Origin of the sequence: Bacillus sp. 166amftsu (genome assembly GCF_900107445.1) — a bacterium.
Lineage (GTDB): Bacteria > Bacillota > Bacilli > Bacillales > Bacillaceae_G > Bacillus_A > Bacillus_A arachidis.
The window spans coordinates 40,611-59,033 of record NZ_FNQA01000016.1 but is presented as its reverse complement, the minus strand read 5'-3'; the positions used below and the strand labels follow the sequence as shown (position 1 = coordinate 59,033).

22 protein-coding genes are annotated in these 18,423 nt (G+C 35.6%); 4 read left to right on the top strand and 18 right to left on the bottom strand.

The genetic code is table 11. From position 1 onward, the window contains the following. Nucleotides 1–245: 245 nt before the first annotated feature. From BLV40_RS22655 to BLV40_RS28720, 5 genes are all read right to left on the bottom strand, one after another. A complete protein-coding gene (locus BLV40_RS22655; protein ID WP_035415253.1) occupies nt 246–359 on the bottom strand; it encodes a DUF3948 family protein in 114 nt (37 codons plus the stop codon). Between the two features lie 38 nt (nt 360–397). Further along, nucleotides 398–508 carry a DUF3948 family protein gene (locus BLV40_RS22650; RefSeq protein ID WP_090694113.1) on the bottom strand — a complete coding sequence of 37 codons (111 nt, stop codon included), beginning with the start codon at nt 506–508 and terminating at the stop codon, nt 398–400. Nucleotides 509–584: 76 nt separating this feature from the next. Continuing rightward, entirely contained in the window at nt 585–695 is a 111-nt protein-coding gene (locus BLV40_RS22645; RefSeq protein ID WP_090694110.1) for a DUF3948 family protein, read from the bottom strand. A 77-nt stretch (nt 696–772) separates the two neighbouring features. After that, nucleotides 773–883: a DUF3948 family protein gene (locus BLV40_RS22640; protein ID WP_026592758.1), complete on the bottom strand. Its 111-nt coding sequence runs from the start codon at nt 881–883 to the stop codon at nt 773–775. A gap of 301 nt (nt 884–1,184) precedes the next feature. Beyond that, complete coding sequence (locus BLV40_RS28720) at nt 1,185–1,355, bottom strand: hypothetical protein (protein WP_211482135.1); 171 nt, start codon at nt 1,353–1,355, stop codon at nt 1,185–1,187. 81 nt (nt 1,356–1,436) lie between these two features. On the opposite strand from BLV40_RS28720, the gene BLV40_RS22630 reads away from it, so the two are divergent. After that, complete coding sequence (locus BLV40_RS22630) at nt 1,437–2,309, top strand: Cof-type HAD-IIB family hydrolase (protein ID WP_348519733.1); 873 nt, start codon at nt 1,437–1,439, stop codon at nt 2,307–2,309. A gap of 39 nt (nt 2,310–2,348) precedes the next feature. On the opposite strand, the gene BLV40_RS22625 is transcribed toward BLV40_RS22630, so the two are convergent. From BLV40_RS22625 to BLV40_RS22605, 5 genes are all read right to left on the bottom strand, one after another. After that, nucleotides 2,349–3,314 carry an ABC transporter ATP-binding protein gene (locus BLV40_RS22625; RefSeq protein WP_090694100.1) on the bottom strand — a complete coding sequence of 322 codons (966 nt, stop codon included), beginning with the start codon at nt 3,312–3,314 and terminating at the stop codon, nt 2,349–2,351. Beyond that, on the bottom strand, nt 3,314–4,291 hold the full coding sequence (locus BLV40_RS22620) for an ABC transporter ATP-binding protein (RefSeq protein WP_026592754.1): 978 nt from the start codon (nt 4,289–4,291) through the stop codon (nt 3,314–3,316). Before BLV40_RS22620 ends, BLV40_RS22625 begins: the two co-directional genes overlap by 1 nt. A 10-nt stretch (nt 4,292–4,301) precedes the next feature. Further along, nucleotides 4,302–5,219, bottom strand: coding sequence for an oligopeptide ABC transporter permease (opp4C, locus tag BLV40_RS22615; RefSeq protein ID WP_090694096.1), 918 nt, complete (start codon nt 5,217–5,219; stop codon nt 4,302–4,304). Nucleotides 5,220–5,232: 13 nt separating this feature from the next. After that, nucleotides 5,233–6,189, bottom strand: coding sequence for an ABC transporter permease (locus BLV40_RS22610; RefSeq protein ID WP_139265599.1), 957 nt, complete (start codon nt 6,187–6,189; stop codon nt 5,233–5,235). A 109-nt stretch (nt 6,190–6,298) separates the two neighbouring features. Further along, nucleotides 6,299–8,026 (bottom strand): ABC transporter substrate-binding protein, encoded by a 1,728-nt coding sequence (locus BLV40_RS22605; RefSeq protein ID WP_090694091.1) that lies wholly within the window; start codon nt 8,024–8,026, stop codon nt 6,299–6,301. A gap of 434 nt (nt 8,027–8,460) precedes the next feature. On the opposite strand from BLV40_RS22605, the gene BLV40_RS22600 reads away from it, so the two are divergent. After that, nucleotides 8,461–8,658, top strand: coding sequence for a hypothetical protein (locus BLV40_RS22600; protein ID WP_026592750.1), 198 nt, complete (start codon nt 8,461–8,463; stop codon nt 8,656–8,658). Between the two features lie 16 nt (nt 8,659–8,674). Here the strand turns inward: BLV40_RS22600 and BLV40_RS22595 are convergent, their stop codons facing one another. The 7 genes from BLV40_RS22595 to BLV40_RS28715 all read right to left on the bottom strand — a co-directional run bounded on the left by BLV40_RS22595 (nt 8,675) and on the right by BLV40_RS28715 (nt 16,274). Next, on the bottom strand, nt 8,675–9,820 hold the full coding sequence (locus BLV40_RS22595; protein ID WP_026592749.1) for an ABC transporter permease: 1,146 nt from the start codon (nt 9,818–9,820) through the stop codon (nt 8,675–8,677). Nucleotides 9,821–9,831: 11 nt separating this feature from the next. After that, entirely contained in the window at nt 9,832–11,028 is a 1,197-nt protein-coding gene (locus BLV40_RS22590) for an ABC transporter permease (RefSeq protein WP_090694087.1), read from the bottom strand. 15 nt (nt 11,029–11,043) lie between these two features. Then, nucleotides 11,044–11,976: an ABC transporter ATP-binding protein gene (locus BLV40_RS22585; protein ID WP_090694084.1), complete on the bottom strand. Its 933-nt coding sequence runs from the start codon at nt 11,974–11,976 to the stop codon at nt 11,044–11,046. Between the two features lie 139 nt (nt 11,977–12,115). Beyond that, entirely contained in the window at nt 12,116–12,778 is a 663-nt protein-coding gene (locus tag BLV40_RS22580) for a response regulator (protein WP_090694081.1), read from the bottom strand. Next, nucleotides 12,775–13,968, bottom strand: coding sequence for a sensor histidine kinase (locus BLV40_RS22575; protein WP_090694077.1), 1,194 nt, complete (start codon nt 13,966–13,968; stop codon nt 12,775–12,777). The genes BLV40_RS22580 and BLV40_RS22575 overlap by 4 nt, the downstream gene beginning before the upstream one ends. Nucleotides 13,969–14,140: 172 nt before the next feature. Beyond that, complete coding sequence (abc-f, locus tag BLV40_RS22570) at nt 14,141–16,015, bottom strand: ribosomal protection-like ABC-F family protein (protein ID WP_090694074.1); 1,875 nt, start codon at nt 16,013–16,015, stop codon at nt 14,141–14,143. 124 nt (nt 16,016–16,139) lie between these two features. Beyond that, on the bottom strand, nt 16,140–16,274 hold the full coding sequence (locus BLV40_RS28715) for an RAxF-45 family protein (RefSeq protein ID WP_016132219.1): 135 nt from the start codon (nt 16,272–16,274) through the stop codon (nt 16,140–16,142). 417 nt (nt 16,275–16,691) lie between these two features. On the opposite strand from BLV40_RS28715, the gene BLV40_RS22560 reads away from it, so the two are divergent. Both BLV40_RS22560 and BLV40_RS22555 read left to right on the top strand, forming a co-directional pair. Next, entirely contained in the window at nt 16,692–16,820 is a 129-nt protein-coding gene (locus BLV40_RS22560; protein WP_026592742.1) for a hypothetical protein, read from the top strand. A gap of 164 nt (nt 16,821–16,984) precedes the next feature. Further along, a complete protein-coding gene (locus BLV40_RS22555; RefSeq protein WP_090694072.1) occupies nt 16,985–17,758 on the top strand; it encodes a DUF4931 domain-containing protein in 774 nt (257 codons plus the stop codon). 40 nt (nt 17,759–17,798) lie between these two features. Here the strand turns inward: BLV40_RS22555 and BLV40_RS22550 are convergent, their stop codons facing one another. Further along, nucleotides 17,799–18,332 (bottom strand): transglycosylase SLT domain-containing protein, encoded by a 534-nt coding sequence (locus tag BLV40_RS22550; protein WP_026592740.1) that lies wholly within the window; start codon nt 18,330–18,332, stop codon nt 17,799–17,801. Nucleotides 18,333–18,423 lie beyond the last annotated feature (91 nt).

Genomic DNA, 18,423 nt, shown 5'->3' with positions numbered 1-18,423 from the left:
TTCTATCTTTCCTGTTAAATACCTCTTTTTTCTTCCATATAAAATTCGACTTTTTTCTCTTTAAGATAACAGGGAATCCATGCATATAAGGATATAATTTACTGATGTAGATCTAGAACAAATAAAAAACGATTAGAATACAAAAAAGACCCTAACATATTAACTATCTATAATATGTTAGAGTCTTTATTTTTTTTGAATAATGGTACGAATAATATATGAGAATTCCCTCTTATCTATACCTATCATACTAATACATTTGCAAGGAATACAATAAGCGCTGTTAATACTGCTGCTCCACCTGCTGCCCCTAATAAATCCATCTTTGTTACTTGTAATACCTGTTCCATACTCCTCATTCTCCTTTCAGCTTTTTGTAACTCTTTATACTATTCTATTATACTAATGCACTTGAAAGAAATACGATGAATGCTGTTAACGCTGTTGCTGCTCCTGCTGATCCTAATAAATCCATTTTTGTTAGTTTTAATACTTCTTTATTTTCCATTTCTCTTATTCTCCCTTCAATTCACAACTATTTTTCCTGTTGTAATACTTATTCCACTCTCTGTACAAAATCTCTATTATACTAATGCATTAGCAAGAAATACGATCAATGCTGTTAATACTGCTGCTCCACTCGCTGATCCTAATAAATCCATTTTTGTTACTTGTAATACTTCTTTGTTTTCCATGCTTTTCATTCTCCCTTCCGTTCACAACTTTTTTATTTGATACAATAATCCGTTCTACTGCTTGTACAAGGTTTCTATTATACTAAAACGTTAGAAAGAAGTACGATCAATGCTGTTAATACTGCTGCTCCACCTGCTGACCCTAATAAATCCATTTTTGTTACTTGTAATACTTGTTCGTTTTTCATAGTTACTCTCTCCTTATCAATCGGTATTTATATGTAATTTCTAAGAAATGATTAATTCATAGTTTTTATCTTAACGTTACATTAAATTAATTCGTGTAACGTTTGTAACATTAATGTAACATAACTTTTTTCATACTGCAATATAAATACATAAAATTTATTACATTTTTTTTACGATACGATCAAAAAACATTTATAAATCCCTTTGTATGGCGCTTTCTAACACGCACACGTTTGTAACATTAATGTAATATTGGAGTTACAAAACGAAATAAACGTAGCAACAAAAGTATGGAGTATCTCATCTACTACTTTTTGTTACAAAAATATCATCCTTATATTCTCTTTCTACACTATTTGAGATCTTATCCAACGGAATATCTATCTTCTTCATAATTTGCAAGGATGAGCGCTCTTCCATTTTTTCTATCTCATCATACCCTTTCGAAATCGTTTTAAAGATTTGTTTCATTAACATTTCCATAAAGCCCAAGATAAGTTTATATGTTTCCTCAAGATAACTATGTATAATAAAAGCAAAGAGGTGGTCAGTTTGAAATTAATCGCACTAGATATGGATGGTACACTATTATCATCTAACCTTGAAATCTCCAAAGAAAATTTACAAGCTATTCTTGATGCTAAAGCAGCCGGTCATGTTGTCATGATTTGTTCTGGTCGTGCAAAAGAAGATGCCTTAAAACTATTGGAAGAGTACCAATTATCACTTCCAGTTGGAGCAAGCAATGGAGCAATTGTTTACGTTGATGGAAAAGTAATTAACGCACGTTGTTTACAAAATGATAAAGTATACAAGCTTGCTAAATTACTAGAATCTGAAGGTTTTCCATATAAGCTGTACACAAATAAAGGCGTTTATTCTCCTGATAATTGGAAAGAACAAGTAATGCATGCATTCGAAAAAAATAAGCATACGCTGGATGTTACAATTGAAGAACTTGAACGGATTACAGAGAAGCAAAAAAAATCGAACTTAATTACCGATTTTCAAAAGATCGAAGACGTCGTAAATAATCCCGAATTAGAAGTATCGAAATTCTTTATTTTGACGTTTGATGCAGAGCATCGCTCACAATTACTGCAATCTTTACAAGAAGATAAAGAAATTATGGTTACAGCATCAGCTCCGACGAATTTAGAAATTATGGACAAACATGGTCATAAAGGAAATGGATTACAAGAAATGGCATCTTATTTCAATATTCCACTTCAAGATACCATTGCCATTGGGGACAACTTTAACGATGTACCAATGTTAGAAGTAGCCGGCTTATCGGTTGCGATGGGGAATGCTGAAGAAGATGTAAAGAGATTATGTGATGTTGTTACATTAACAAATGATGAGCATGGTGTTGCACATGCAATTGAGCAGTATGTACTAAAACAGCCATCAGCAAGTAAATAAGAGAAAAGGACTCTTCCGTATTTGGAAGAGCCCTTTTTTTTACACATGATGACAGGCAACAAGATGTCCTTCTCCAACATCACGGAATTCCGGCACTGCCTGCTTACAAATATCTGTTACAAACGGGCAGCGTGTATGAAAACGACAGCCTGATGGTGGATTTACTGGACTTGGAATATCTCCTTGAAGAATAATTCTTTCACGCTTAACAGTTGGATCGGGAATTGGTACAGCTGATAACAACGCCTTCGTATATGGATGAAGCGGATTTGCAAACAATTCATCACGATTGGCTGTTTCCACGATGGTCCCTAAATACATAATCCCAATTGTTGTACATAAGTGTTCGACAACACTTAAATCATGTGAAATAAATAAATAGGATAAACCCTTTTTTTCTTGTAATTCACTAAACAAGTTTATAATTTGTGCTTGAATAGATACATCTAACGCTGCAACAGGTTCATCAGCAACAATAAATTCTGGATTTAGTACCATCGCTCTTGCAATGACGATACGCTGACGTTGTCCCCCAGAGAATTCATGCGGATAACGATCAATATGATATGGTGCTAAACCACATAACTCTAGTACTTCTAACACTTTTTCACGAACATTCTCTTTCGTAGCTAAACCATGTGCTAACATTGGTTCACCAAGTGCTTCTCCAATTCTCATTCGGGGATTCAATGAACTAAATGGATCTTGGAATACAAGTTGCATATTAGGACGACGCTTTCGCAATTCCTCTTTTGATAACACGTGAACATCTTGCCCTTTAAATTTTACTTCGCCCTCCGTTTTTTGAACAAGGCGCAGGATAGTTTTCCCAATCGTCGTCTTTCCACTTCCCGATTCACCTACTAGTCCAAACACTTCACCCTTATTAATAGTGAAGCTTACCCCATCTACTGCTTTTACATGCCCAATTGTTCTACTAAATATGCCACCTTTAATTGGAAAATACGTTTTTAAATTCTTTACCTCTAATAATGGTTCACTCATTACTCAGCACGCTCCTCATATAACCAGCAAGCTACTTTATGATGATCTTCATGTATCAAAAGACCGGGTGCTTCATTTTTGCATATTTCCATGCAATGTTCACAGCGACCACTAAAGTAGCAAAATTCCCCTAAGCCAACTAAGTTTGGAACTTGCCCTGGGATAGAATAAAGTTTATCTGTTCGCTTTCCCATTACTGGTTTTGATTTTAGTAGACCTTTTGTATATGGATGTTTAGGATTTTGAAATAACTCTAGCACAGGCGCTTCTTCAATTACTTTACCACCGTACATAACTACAACATAATCTGCCATTTCTGCTACAACACCTAAATCATGTGTAATTAATAAAATCGATGTTTTAAATTCTTCTTTTACCTGTCTCAGTAAATCTAATATTTGTGCTTGGATTGTAACATCAAGAGCCGTTGTAGGCTCGTCAGCAATTAATAGTTTAGGATTACAACTCAGTGCAATCGCAATCATAATCCGTTGCAACATTCCACCACTTAACTCGTGTGGATATGAATGCACAATTTCATCGGCACGTGCAATACCGACCTTACGAATCAATTCAATTGCTTTTTTATACGCCTCATTTTTACTAAGCAATTCATGTTCCCTTAACGTTTCTACAATTTGTTCTCCAACAGTAAATACTGGATTAAGAGATGTCATCGGTTCCTGGAAAATCATCGCAATCTCATTTCCTCTTAAACTGCGAAGTTCCTGCTCTTTCATTCCTAAAAGACTTTTGCCTTCATAAAGGATATCACCACCAACAATACCTCCAGATTCAGCAATGAGTCCCATAATAGATAAAGCCGTTACACTTTTTCCGCATCCTGATTCCCCCACTACACAAACCGTTTCACCTTCTCGTACAGAAAAGCTAACATGATTCACAGCTTTTACTGTACCTTCCTCCGTATGAAAGTGGGTTTGTAAATCCTTTAACTCTACTACTGCTCTACTCACGCTTCCTCACCTACCGCTTCATCTTTGGATCCAATGCATCACGAAGTGCATCACCAAGTAAGTTAATTGATACAACTGTTATAAAAATCGCAAAACCGGGCGGAATCCATAACCATGGACGTTTTTGGAAATCAATTAATGAGTTTGCCGCACTAATCATATTTCCCCATGATGGTGTTGGTGGAACAACCCCAAGACCTAGATAACTTAATGCAGATTCACTTAAAATAGCTCCCGCTACGCCTAACGTTGCCACAACAATTAATAAAGGGAATACATTCGGAATTAAATGATGTACAATCTTTCGATAATCCTTTAATCCTAATACATCAGCAGCTTGCATAAATGATTGTTCCCGAAGTGTTAAAATTTGTCCTCGCACTAAGCGTGCAAGCCCCGGCCATCCAATCAAACTTAGCATAATCATAACAACATAAAGTCGATATTCAGATGGAAGTTTCCATTCTGATAAAATAGCACCCATAATGATAAGTAATGGCAATCCTGGAATAGACATTAATACATCCGCAATACGCATAATAATATGATCTACAACACCACGATAAAAACCAGATATAGCCCCTAATAACGCGCCAAGTATGACAGATAGTACCATCGAAGCTAAACCAATTGTTAATGAAATTCTTCCCGCCTGCATCAATCGTGTTAAAATATCTCTTCCAAGCGGATCTGTACCAAGCCAATGAGAAAAACTTGGTGGCTTATTAATTTGTGTTACTTGAATTGTTCCAGAAACATATGGTGAAAAAAATGGCCCGATAAAACAAAATACAAACATAAAAACCAAAATATAAAATCCAAATAGCGCTAATTTATTTTTCTTAATTCTAGTAAATGCCTGTCGCCATGGTGAAGTTACATTTCCTTTTTTCTTATTTTTCTTCTTTACTGTTACAATAGTCTCCATCTTTCTCCCCCCCTTACTTTAATCGAATACGCGGATCGACAATCGCATAAACGATGTCCGCTAAAAAGTTTGCGATAATTGTTAGGCAAGAGAGAAACATTGTAAATGCCATTAATACTGTATAATCTCGAAAACTCAACGCTTCTAATTGAATGGTCCCAATTCCTGGCCAATTAAAAATTTGTTCAATAATAATTGCACCAGAGAACAATCCTGGTAATTCAAATGCAAGCAATGTGATTGCTGGTAAAATCGCATTTTTTAGTGCATGTTTATAAATAACGACTCTTTCTTTCAACCCTTTTGCCCGAGCAGTTCGGATATAATCTTGTCTTACAACTTCAAGCATTCCCGTTCTAAAATAACGAGTCAATGAGCCGACACCAAGGAGTGTTAAAATAAATACTGGTAAAATCATGTGCCTAAGTACTTCCAATATGTACGTAAAACCTGTCGAATTACTTCCTATATTAATCATCCCACCAATCGGTAATACATGAAGATCAACAGCAAATACTTTAATTAAAAATAGGCCGATAAAGAATGATGGAAATGACATCGCTGCAAAAACACCGATTGTTACCAGTGCGTCAAACCATGAATGTTGCTTTGTTGCTGAAACAACCCCAACAATAAGTGCAATAATCCAAGTAAAAAATAAAGCTGCAGCAGCAACAATGAAGGTATTCCAAATAAATTTATTAAGCAATGATGTGACAGGTTCTTGATATTGCAACGAAAAACCAAAATCACCATGTAGTGCATTACCTAACCAATGCAAGTATCTTTCTACAATAGGTTTATTTAATCCATACAATTCTCTTAATTCCTGTGCGCGTTCTGGTGTTAACTTTGGATTCGAATCAACATAATCGCCTGGCAGGAGGGCAAATAAGAAAAAGATAATAATAGATGTACCAAGCAATGTAGGAATCATTTGTAAAAACCTACGAATGATATATGTTTTCACCTTTTGTCTCCCCAATCATATTTACTTAAAAATAGAAGAACATTTTTTCAAAACAGCAAGAACTAACAACTGTATGAAAAAACGTCTTCTATTCATTAATTACTTATCCCTATTGTTCAATAGATAAAACAGGTAAGTTTGAACTAATGCTATCGTATTTTTCTGGATTAATTCCTTTTACACGTGAATTGTGTGCTGAAATGCTTTTACGGTAATTTAATAAAATGACAGGGGGATCATCGCTTAATTCTTTATATAATTCTTTATAAATAGGTTTTCTTTTTTCAATATCTACCGTTTCAATACCTTTTTTAATTAATTCATCTACTTTGGGATTACTATAACCAGCCGAGTTATCTGGATGCGTAGATTCAAACTCACCTACAGTTTCACTCGGATCAGAAATAATAGGTGTCGCAACAGCTGCTAAATCATAATCAAACTTTTTAAGCTTCGAAACAAGTGTATTAAAGTCCATGATTTCCGGATTAAACTCCACACCTAACGCCTTATAATTCTCTTTCGCAATTGGTATAAATACCTCTTCTTGCTTTCTTCCACTTGCCGCATAATAACTCAACTTTAATTTCTGTCCATCTTTTTCACGAATGCCATCAGATCCAACTTTCCAACCAGCTTCATCTAACAATTTTTTCGCTTTCTCTAAATTGTACTCATATTGATTTATACCCTTATCATCATATGCCCATGATGTCGGTGAAATCGGTATATTCGCAACAGAAGCATTCCCTTGGAAGTATGTATCTACATATTTTTTACGATCTAATCCGTAAATAAGCGCTTGTCGTACTTTTTTGTCTTTTAAATATGGCTTCTTATTATTAAGGTAAACGAATGAGTATGAGCTCACTGTTTCAATATTGAAGTTAGCAAAGCCTAAGCTCTTTAATTGTTCAATGTTGTCATTATTAGCAGCAAACCCATCATAGTCGGTTTCTCCTGTTTGGAATAGCTGGAAATTCGTGTCTGGTGTTGTAATTTTATAAATAAAGTTTTTAACTTTTGGTTTACCAGCATAATAATGTTCATTTGCCACAAATCGTACTTCTTGACCTGGGACATACTTTTCAAATTTATAAGGCCCTGCCGCAATTGGTTTACCATATAAATCTTTTAAATAGTTTAAGCTTGTATTTTGCTTATAATCTTTTCCATAATAATCCTTAGATAAGACAGGTCCCCCCAAGCTTACTAATGCTTGTGAGTTTACTTTTTCTGTCGTAATTTCAATTGTTTGTGGATTAACTACTTTAATTCCTTCAATAGACGTAGCTTTTCCTTCTTTATAATTTTTTCCGCCTTTAATTGCATATTGTAAAATATCTGTACCACCCTCATAAGCCTTATCATGTAGCAATGTTAATGTAAATGCCACATCATCTGCTGTTAACGGTGAACCATCACTAAATTTCAAATTTTTTCGTAAGTGGAACGTGTACTTTAATTGATCAGAAGATACATCCCATTTCTCTGCAAGCTCTGGAACTGGCTTCCCTTGTTTATCTGTTGATACAAGAGACGCAAATATAACTGATGTTACGTTACCGTCCCAACCATTCTCTTGGAAATATGGTAAGAACACACCACCAGGCTTTGAAATTCCTACAATAAGTGTATCTTTTCTCTGCTTCGCTTTCTCAGGATTTTTCGACTTATCTGTCGCTGTAACCTTCTCTATCTTTAAATCTTTTACATCCTGTTGTTTTGCTGGTTCCGTTGAAGCCTTATCCTCCTGTCCCCCACAAGCAGATAACACAAGCGAACTACTCAGTAATACTGAAAATACACCAGCCCATTTTTTTGTCTTTTTCTTCATTGTCCCCACCCTAACTTTTTTTAATAATTACACTTTATGAACTGCTTGCCTTATGTATGCCTCCCACAGCAATATTTTATAACCTATCGGAAAAGTAGGTTTTAAACACAAAAATAGATATTTATGAGGGGTAACATCTCTATTCCAACTTTTCCGGTAGACTTTATTGTTATTAGATTATACCCTTCATAATATTTTGTCAATTCTTTCTACACTAAATATTTCAATAATCTTCACGAAAATGTTGTTAAATCTTTAATTTAGGTAAATTTAACAATATACCATATATTTTCTACCTATATAACGAAGTAGTAGCCCCCTTTACCCTGTCAATTATTCATTTTATACGAACGAAAGAAACTGTTTAAAAATCAGTCTATTATTCCATGGACAGGCATAGGCTAATAACAAATTACCAAAAAGGGGGCGAAAATATGGACAAACTATTCCTATATGTCTTGCACTATGTTGCTTTGACATTCATGATAGTCGGGGCATTGCTACTGTTTCCGTTCTTCCCAAAGTTCGTCCTCTTTTTAGCATTTCTCTTTATGCTCGGAATTGCAATTAGCATTTCTATAGGAGAAGACGATACACAAAAAGAAAGCAGAGTTCAGCGTTCGAAGCTGTAAACTCTGCTTTCTTTTTTCAATCATAACGTATTCTTGTTAAACCAACTATGAAGAATACACCAGCAAATAGCATAAGTATACCAACATATCCTGCTATATCTGCTAACGTTCCTCCTCTTGCAATCAATTCGGTAAACCCGCGCATTGCCCAAGTTTGTGGAACAAAGTTTGCTACTTTTTGCATCCATTCAGGTTCAATTTCAATAGGCCAATACAACCCACTAATCATACAAGTTGAAACAACAACGAGATTACCTGAAGCTGACTGCTGATCCGTTGTCTTCACAATACTGGCTAAGAATAAAGCTAAACCAATGACTGCTAGTAATAATACCGAAACAAGTATGATCGTCCCTAATAAATTTCCCCACTGTACACCGAACAGGACATTCGTTAATACCATTAAAGTACCAAATTGAATCCATCCGATTAAAAAGAAAGAAAGTATATATCCTCCTAGTATTTGAGCCTTTGAAACAGGCGTTCCTAATAGACGATACCAAACGCCCAGTTGTCTTGCTTTTAAAATTGTTCCGGTTGCACTTAGCATTACAATCATTACAAAAAGAATAGAAAATCCTGCAGCCCGCCCTGTTACGTTATTCATTTTTTTCTCCCCTAGTGCAATGGATTCTTTTTGAAGTGAAACCGGTTCTACCTTTGTATGAATCGTTTCATACACCTTCTCCCAAGACATCCCCCCTATTTGCTCTGAATCTCTTGCTGCCGCTACTTCTATTTCCATCTTTTTTATTGCACTTTGTAATATCTGTTCTACAGATGCCCCCCCGGTAAAATCAGCGCTCGATTGAAATTTAACCTTCTCTATTTTCCCGGCTGCCATACTCTTTTGAAAATCTTTTGGAATTGTCACAATACCCGAGGACTTCTTCTTTTCAATTTTCTGTTTTGCTTCTTCATACGTTACCTTCTCTATAGAAATTAAATCACTTTTCTTTATTTCTTTATAATAGGAGTTAGATAATATAGATCCATCTTGATCTACTAAACTAATATTCACTTTCGTATTTCCACTCTCCCCTAAAAGCCCTCCAAAAATAATTGTAAAAATAATAGGCATTCCGAACATAAGCATATAGCTTTGTGGCTTAATTAAGATTTGTTTTAACTCTAGCCAGCAAAGCGCCCAAATTTTTTTCATGATTTCTCCCCCTATCTCATACGCAAACGGAAAGTTCCGATGATAACGGATATAATACCCACACTAGATAAACTTAAGATAACTGGAAATAACGTATACCACGATGTACCCGACATGATGTTTAAAAAACTTGTAAGCGCCCATTTATTTGGAGCGATATTAGCAATGGTTTGCAGGATATCTGGAAATGTATAGATTGGTAACATAGATCCTCCTAGTATGGCTAACAACTGAATTCCGATTCCCCCCATTAAATCCGCTGTTTTTTCCTCACGAATAAATGCTGCGATGAGCATAGATAAACCTGCTACGCAGATCCCATAAGAAATTCCGACTACGGTAACCTGGGAGATATCTTCTCCCCAATTCACATCAAAAGCATAATGAGTAGCAACTACAAATACCTCAAATTGAAGGTATGCGAACAATAACGTTCCAAAAAACTTCCCTATGAGAATAGCAAATGAACTTGTCGGTGTACTTAATAGCCTTGCTAATGTTTCCGTTCGCTGCTCTGTTATAATAGATTTTGCTCCAACTGTTATGTTAAATAATAAAAACATGACTAACATTGCCGCAGCATAATATTGCATCGCAGCAACTGTTTTTGGGCCGACTGTTCCTTTTTCAATTCCCTCTATATTTGAAGTCGCTACTGTTTGTAGATTAGCGCTTACCTGTTTTGCAAACTGTTCAATATTCTCCGGCCGTGATTTTGCTAGATCTGTTACGACGGTCTCAGTAGAAACTGCAACTGTTTGCACACGCTCTGAGAAAGAACGGATAAACGTTTCAGCTATTTTTGCTTGTATATCTTTTGATGGATCTGTAATTAATTTTGCTTCTTTTAATTTTCCGTGTTGTATATGTTCACTCCACCCATTCGGAATCATAATTCCAACATCAATTTTCTGCTCTCTTATCATATCCTCTAACTCTTTTTGTGAGGTTACGACTTCTATCTTTACACCATCTTTTATTTCCTTTGACTGCAATACATCTTTTTGAAATATATCTGCAAACTCATCTGTTCCTTCTTGATAATAACCAATTACTGTTCTAGGTAATCCTCCACTATCGAATGTGTTACTTAGTGCTGATCCTAAAATAGCCGTTAATAGAAGTGGCATAAGTAACATCATCATAAATCCACGTCGGTCTATTAAACGAATTTTTAAATCTTTCCATGCAACAATAAAACTTTTCATGAGTTCCTAACCTCCTTAATCACGAAGTGAACGCCCTGTTAACTGTAAAAAGAGAGCTTCTAAATTTGGTTCTTGCACTTCAAGCTTTAAAATTTGCACATGATTTTCTACAACTACCGAAACAACTGTACCGACAGCTTCTCCATTCTGTAGTCCAATATCAAACGTATTTGTATCCTCTTCGATGACAATCCGTTCTACAGTTGGTATTTCTTTTATTTTCTGCAGCAGCTCCTCTTTATAACGATTCAGTTGTAACTTCACCATAAAGCCATCAGCAAGACGATTACATAGCTCCGTTTTCGTTCCTAATGCAATCACCTTTCCATGGTCAACAATAGCAATTCGTTCACATAAATACTCCACTTCTTCCATGTAATGGCTCGTATAAATGACCGTCATACCTTTCTCATTTAATCCTTTTACTGTTTCTAGAATATGGTTCCGTGATTGTGGATCAATCCCAACCGTCGGCTCATCCATAATTAATAACTCTGGTTCGTGCATAAGTGCCGCACCTATATTAATCCGGCGTTTCATTCCACCTGAAAATGTTTCAATTTTTTCTTTTGCTCGATCTTGTAAACCAACATATACTAATACCTCATCAGCTCGTTTCTTCGCAATCGCCCCACTTAAACCATACATTTTTCCCCAAAAGATTAAATTTTCTTTGGCTGAAAGTGTAGGGTATAAGGCAATATCTTGCGGAACAATACCAATCTTCCTTTTCGCATCTAATGGATATTCTTTTACGGACTTCCCTCCAACTTTGATGTCGCCGCCATCATATGGAATCAGCCCACAAATCATTGATATTGTCGTTGATTTCCCTGCACCGTTTGGGCCAAGCAAACCAAACGTTTCCCCCTTCTTCACTTCAAAAGATACATTCTTTACAACTTCTTTCTTCCCAAACGATTTTGTAATATGATCTACGACTAACATGTCGATTCAGCCCCTTTACATTCATCTTCAATCTCATTGTAAAAAAACATCCTCTTTCTTCCATCATCCTTAAGATAGAAATACAAAATAAAAAAAGTAGCGTAATCTGCTACTTTTTGATTCTTCTCTATGCCAAAAGTCATGTGTATGTTGTAATACCATATCTCACCGCATATATAGCGGCTTGTGTCCGATCCCTCAGCTCTAGCTTACTAATTAAATTAGAAACATGATTTTTTACAGTCCCCTCTGTAATGAACAATTTTTTAGCAATTTCTTTATTGCTCAATCCAAATCCAAGCTCCCTTAATACATCTACTTCGCGCCCCGTTAGTTGTTCCATTTGCTTCGGCTGATTTTCCTCTGATATATCCATTGTTTTTGTTCTTTTTAATTCCTTCACAATTTGAGCTGTTGTATCCTGCGGAAGAACAGCCCCTCCTCCATAGACTGTCAATATTGCCTGAACTATTGCATCTGTCTCCATGTCTTTTAATAAATAACCGCTTGCTCCTTGTTCCAAAGCTTCAAAAATAAGTTCACTATCATTAAATGTCGTTAACATAAGAACCTTCATGTCAGGAAATCTTTTCCTTATTAAACGAGTCCCTTCAACACCATTGATACGAGGCATTCGAATATCCATCAAAATAATTTCAGGTTGTAATTTTTCTACCTTGTCAACCACTTCATCTCCATCACTAGCTGTTCCTACCACTTCAAGTTCTGGACGTAAATTTAATAGCATTGCTAAACCATCACGAATAAGTGACTGATCATCAACGATCATAATACGAATCATCTTGTTCCTCCTACTATCCATATCTTTTCCTTCAGTGGGAACTCAACCTTTAATCGAAATCCCTTTTCCTTTTCGCTCTCAAATCGAATCATGCCGCCATGTTCCTCTACACGTTCTTTCATATTCATTAATCCAAAACCAGGACTCACTTCATTTACACCGATGCCATTATCAGAGATTGATAATACCACTTTCTCATCCAGGCAAGATAACTTCACTTCACATAAACTAGCTTTTCCATGGCGTTTTGCATTCGTTAATGACTCTTGCATAATACGCAACAAGGTAGGCTGTAATGACAACGGAATGATAATTGGATCTCCTTGTAAATGAAAAGCTACTTGTACTTTTGTTACCTTTGAAAAGTCATGTAGCATCCCCTTCATACCTTCTATGATGTTTCCTAAATCCTTTTCTTCCTTCAGTGCACGGACTGACGCCCTTACTTCTTGCAGGGATTTTCTAGCTAATTCATAACATGTATGTAAAACTTCTTCTGTAACATCCGATTTTTGCTTCCATAAGGCCTCCGCAAGTTGTAACTGAACAAGTAAAGCTGTCATATTATGACCAACTGTATCATGAATTTCTCGGGCAATATCGTTCCTTTCCCGTACTGCGGTTAATTCTTCCACTTCCTTCGCATATAACTGTAGCTGTTCATGTGCTGCTTTTAAAGCCTTGTGTGATAATGTCAATTTTTCGTATTGATCATCGACGGTTTGATGGGCCACTGTCAGCTTTTTAATTAGGTTCCCGGCTAAAGCACTGAAGACAACGAACATAAAATTAATAGCATTACTATCCACTTCTATCTTTCCAGTATGTTGATACGTATATAGTAAAATAGCAAACCAACAGACAAAGAAAAAACCAATAAAAAAATATACAACTACTTTCCGCCAGTTATGAATAAACACACCTACGGCATCAATCCCAAATATAATTAAATATAAACATGTCTCAGGAAATAAGAAACCTAATAGTGCTGTAACTACCCCGTTTGAAAGGAATACATAAAATTCTCCTCTTCTCCCTTGATGTGGTTTGATCAGTAAAATGTGATTTATAACATAAATTAAACACGCAATTCCAACAAAGATTTGTAAATTTTCTGTTTCACGTGAAACATGAGTTATATATACCATGCAAATCATAACAATTGTAATGATACGTGCGTATCCTAACATAAAATTCTCCTCGCATTTTTGAAATATTCTTTCAGTCACACCAACATTTTGAAAAGTGTTTTCATAATATAACTGCAAGAAAATTATACTATTTTCATTTTAAGCTAAAGGGTAGTCATACAAAACAAGCCACCCTCGCATATTCTACAGGGATGACTTGTTTTCCTTTTATCTATTCCATCACACTATCCAATCGATTATATAATTCCGCCCGTAATCGTTCTTTTTCCTTTTTTTCTTTATATAACTGTTCGAGTATTTCAACATTGCTTGTTTCTTCCATTGCACACTCCAGCATATATATATCTTCTTCTATATACATTAGCTTATCTTCAATTTCTTCTACACTACTCGCTTCTTTCTTCTTTACATTCATCACCTTTATTTTTGGAACCTCTTGTCGTTTCACTTCTTTTTTCTCTATTCTTTCTGCCCATTTCTGACGTGCCCAAGCATAATTCCCAACAAATTCAAACAATGTGTGCTCATCAATCCAATATGTTTTCTCAAACAATTTATTTAAAAAGTAACGATCGTGTGAAACAGCAAGGACTGTTCCATTATATTGTTCGAGAGCTTCTTCTAGCACTTCCCTTGATTCAATATCAAGATGGTTTGTCGGCTCATCTAACACAAGGAAGTTTACATCTTGATACATAAGCTGTGCCAACCGTAATCTCATTCTTTCACCACCGCTAAGCTGATTAACCTTTTTAAAAACAGCTAGACCATAAAATAAAAAGCGAGCTAATATATGGCGAGCTTCTCCTTCTGTTACAACTACATGCTCCCTAAATGCTTCCAATACATTATATTTCACGTTCTCATATGCATGCTGCGATAAATAACCGATCTTCACACCACTACCAATTCGAACCTCGCCAGCATCCGGTCTCATTTCCTCTAACAATAGCTTTAATAATGTTGTTTTCCCTGTACCATTGCGCCCAACAATAGCTGCTCGCTCTTGAAAACGAACATGTAAATTTGCTTTCTGGAATAAGGTACGATTAGCAAAACCTTTACTAACTTCTTTCATTACAACAACATCTTTTCCACTTCTCTCTTGCCCTTCAAACTGAAGTCCCATCTGCTTTCTTTCTAAAATTGGCTTCTTCAATTTTTCCATCCGTTCTAACGCGCGCTCCATATTTCTAGCACGTTTATGCAATCCTTCATTCGGCGGATTAGCTTGATTCGCCCATTCTCTTAAGCGTTTAATTGCTTCTTTCATTTTCTTTATCTTCTTTTGTTGTTCCTGATAAGATTGAAATTCTTGCAGTAGCCTTTCTTCCTTTTCCTTCACAAACTGCGAGTAATTGGTTTGATACACATGAAGTTCTCCATCTTCTAAATCAAAAATTTTCGTAACAACTTCATCTAAAAAATAACGATCATGCGAAATGATCACAACTGTTCCCGTATACTCTTTCAAAAATTGTTCAAGCCACTCTACCGCAAATAAATCTAAATGGTTTGTCGGCTCATCTAACAGGAGTAAGTCCGGTTTCTGTAATAGCATATAAGCAAGACTTACTTTCGTTTGCTCCCCACCGCTCAACTCAGTGAAAACTCGAGAAAATAGCTCCGTTACTTGTAAACCATTTGCTACCTTCATAATATTTGCCTCTATTTCATAACCGCCTAAAAACGAAAATTGCTCTTGTATTGCCCCATACTTCTCCATTAACCTTTCTAAATCAGTTGAATCCTGTTCCTCTGCCATACGTTTCTCTAAACTACGCATTTCTATCTCTAATTCTTTCTCTTTTACAAAGGCAGAGCTTAATACATCATATACAGTTATTTCATCATCAAACTTCGGAATTTGTGCTACGTGACCAATACGAGTTCCTTTCTTCATATGAATTACACCAGCATCTACGCCCTCAATTCCTGTTAACAACTGGAAAATCGTTGTCTTTCCACTACCATTTCGTCCAACTAATCCAATTCGTTCGCCACTCTTTATTTCAAGCGATATATTTTCAAATATGATGTTTCCACCAAAAGATTTCGTTACATTATTTACATTACAGATTGTCATTTTCCATACTCCTTTCAACGTAAAAAACCATGAGGAAAGAAACTTTCCCCATGGTTTTTGGCATAGAAAAAGGAAGCAAAATAGCCCCCTTTTCACACGTCTTATAAAATGGGTGAAGAGATTTCTATCGTTCAATAGCTACTATGCAATTGCTAAAAAAGGGCATACGTATCCCGTTAGCAATCACATCATGAAAAATCGCACGACAAAAATAGATAAAATCTAAAAATTTTGCGCGCGCAGCTAAAGAACGTTTCATCTCATTCACTCCTTTCGTACGGAATTTAATACTTACTTCTTTATTATACTTTCCCATTTGATGTTTGAATAGTCATTTTTCTGAAAATAATGAAGATAGACTAAACATTTCAACAAATTACATCCAATCTTACAAAACTGTTATGTTCACGTAATGGAAAGCGATAGTACGAAATGACTCCTCCTTATACAATAAAGATGTAAACAAGAGACAGATAACGGGAGGAATTAATCATGATAAAAGATATCGTAAAAGCAATCTTCGAGGTATTAGTAAATGGACAAGCAGTTGTAAAAGAACTAAACCTACTATAAAAAGGAGTGAATGAAAATGATGAACATGGTAAAAATGATTCTACATGCTTTAATTGACGCCAAAGCAGTTAGCCAAGAATTAAATGAACAATAGAAAGGGGAAATGAATATGAAGAAAGCCATCTTTACAATTGTAGGTACAATCTTTGCCTTACACACACTGAAAAATAGAAAAAAGAAACAGAATGAAAATACGCTATATTATCCATACACATTATTACAGAAAAAATAAAAGACCAGATACCCTCATATAATTAGGATATTTGGTCTTTTGTTTTTTCTATTAAAAGTTGCGGCCCCTTCCTTCTCATTTTCTCACTATAAAGGATTTCTCCTTTCTTTTCACGAATATAGTAGACGGGAATTTTACATATACTTTCAAAGGGGCATATACGAATGGATACACAACAACTTTATTTTTTAAATGATATCGGCAAGCAAAAACCGGAAAGCATCCGTAATAAAAATACAGCTTGTCCTTTTTGCGATACGGAAAACCTTACTGATCTTTTAGAAACAGACAGCTCTATCATCTGGTTACAAAATAAATTTCCAACACTGAAAGATACGTTCCAGACAGTTCTTATCGAAACGGATAATTGTGATGATCATATTGCGACCTACACATCCGAACACATGAAAAAGTTAATTCGCTTCTCTATTAAACATTGGCTAGCGTTAGAAAATAGCAATAAATTTACATCTGTTATTTTGTATAAAAATCATGGTCCATTTTCAGGTGGAAGTTTGCATCATGCGCATATGCAAATCATCGGAATGAAATATGTAGACTACCAGGAAAACATAGCACCTGAAAACTTTCAAGGCGTGACTGTAAGAAAAGACGACCAAATTGAACTTAATATCTCTACACGACCAATTATTGGTTTCACCGAGTTTAACATTATCATTGAAGACATAAAAGCAATCGATATGATGGCACATTATATTCAGCAAACTGTGCGTTACATACTAGCAGATTTTCATAAAGGATGTAGCAGCTATAACTTATTCTTCTATCATCTTTCCGGAAAGATTATTTGTAAAGTGGTTCCTCGTTTTGTTGTTTCACCATTATATGTCGGTTACAAAATTCCACAAGTTTCTACCAAATTAGAAGATGTAAAAGAGCAACTTGAACGATATTTTATACATACAGATAAAGAATAATGAACTTTCTTCATAAAAAAACAGAGTAGGTGTTTAGCACCTACTCCTTCATTGTCCCTTTATTTCGATAGTACACGTCCTCTAGCCCAACGTTATACTTCATATTTTGATCCGTCCACTCAGTCCCTAGATTGCCAGGCCAACCGGACGTATTTGCTATATATTTTAGTAATTCAAGGTCTGTCAGTCCTTTTTGTACACCTCTTTTATACCCTTTCATTAAATGAGGCATTGCAATTTGGGCATTTGTCCGTGGATCTTTCAACTGCTCGTCCGTTAAGTTATCAGGAGCAAGCCCCCCACCTCTGTGTAACTGAAACAATCCAAAAGAAGTGCCATTGTCTCCAACACTCCGTGGGTTGAAACGACTTTCATGCTCGGCAATTGTAAGAGGTATCCATTCTGGCAGATTTACTTTCTTTGCTTCTTCAGTAATAATTTGCTTCATTTGTTTTACTTCCTCTGAATCAACATAACTTGTTTGATTCATGAATCTTTCCATTCCTTCAGACTCTCCTTGAAAATACAAATACACCCCAAGAACAACTAAAAACCCTACAAAGAATTTTTTCACTACCTCTACCTCTTTCTATGCTGAAATTTGTCCCCTTTCAGCCTTTCCTTACAATCACCTGCATTCTATTACTCTTAAATCATACCAAACA

Coding starts and splice junctions, on each gene's coding strand:
- BLV40_RS28720 (WP_211482135.1), bottom strand. CDS start 1,355: ATGAAACAAATCTTTAAAACGATTTCGAAAGGGTATGATGAGATAGAA.
- BLV40_RS22625 (WP_090694100.1), bottom strand. CDS start 3,314: ATGAGTGAACCATTATTAGAGGTAAAGAATTTAAAAACGTATTTTCCA.
- opp4C (WP_090694096.1), bottom strand. CDS start 5,219: ATGGAGACTATTGTAACAGTAAAGAAGAAAAATAAGAAAAAAGGAAAT.
- BLV40_RS22650 (WP_090694113.1), bottom strand. CDS start 508: ATGGAAAATAAAGAAGTATTAAAACTAACAAAAATGGATTTATTAGGA.
- abc-f (WP_090694074.1), bottom strand. CDS start 16,015: ATGACAATCTGTAATGTAAATAATGTAACGAAATCTTTTGGTGGAAAC.
- BLV40_RS28715 (WP_016132219.1), bottom strand. CDS start 16,274: ATGAAACGTTCTTTAGCTGCGCGCGCAAAATTTTTAGATTTTATCTAT.
- BLV40_RS22590 (WP_090694087.1), bottom strand. CDS start 11,028: ATGAAAAGTTTTATTGTTGCATGGAAAGATTTAAAAATTCGTTTAATA.
- BLV40_RS22605 (WP_090694091.1), bottom strand. CDS start 8,026: ATGAAGAAAAAGACAAAAAAATGGGCTGGTGTATTTTCAGTATTACTG.
- BLV40_RS22640 (WP_026592758.1), bottom strand. CDS start 883: ATGAAAAACGAACAAGTATTACAAGTAACAAAAATGGATTTATTAGGG.
- BLV40_RS22575 (WP_090694077.1), bottom strand. CDS start 13,968: ATGTTAGGATACGCACGTATCATTACAATTGTTATGATTTGCATGGTA.
- BLV40_RS22555 (WP_090694072.1), top strand. CDS start 16,985: ATGGATACACAACAACTTTATTTTTTAAATGATATCGGCAAGCAAAAA.
- BLV40_RS22580 (WP_090694081.1), bottom strand. CDS start 12,778: ATGATTCGTATTATGATCGTTGATGATCAGTCACTTATTCGTGATGGT.
- BLV40_RS22585 (WP_090694084.1), bottom strand. CDS start 11,976: ATGTTAGTCGTAGATCATATTACAAAATCGTTTGGGAAGAAAGAAGTT.
- BLV40_RS22560 (WP_026592742.1), top strand. CDS start 16,692: ATGAATATGAAGAAAGCCATCTTTACAATTGTAGGTACAATCTTTGCC.
- BLV40_RS22655 (WP_035415253.1), bottom strand. CDS start 359: ATGAGGAGTATGGAACAGGTATTACAAGTAACAAAGATGGATTTATTA.
- BLV40_RS22645 (WP_090694110.1), bottom strand. CDS start 695: ATGGAAAACAAAGAAGTATTACAAGTAACAAAAATGGATTTATTAGGA.
- BLV40_RS22600 (WP_026592750.1), top strand. CDS start 8,461: ATGGACAAACTATTCCTATATGTCTTGCACTATGTTGCTTTGACATTC.
- BLV40_RS22595 (WP_026592749.1), bottom strand. CDS start 9,820: ATGAAAAAAATTTGGGCGCTTTGCTGGCTAGAGTTAAAACAAATCTTA.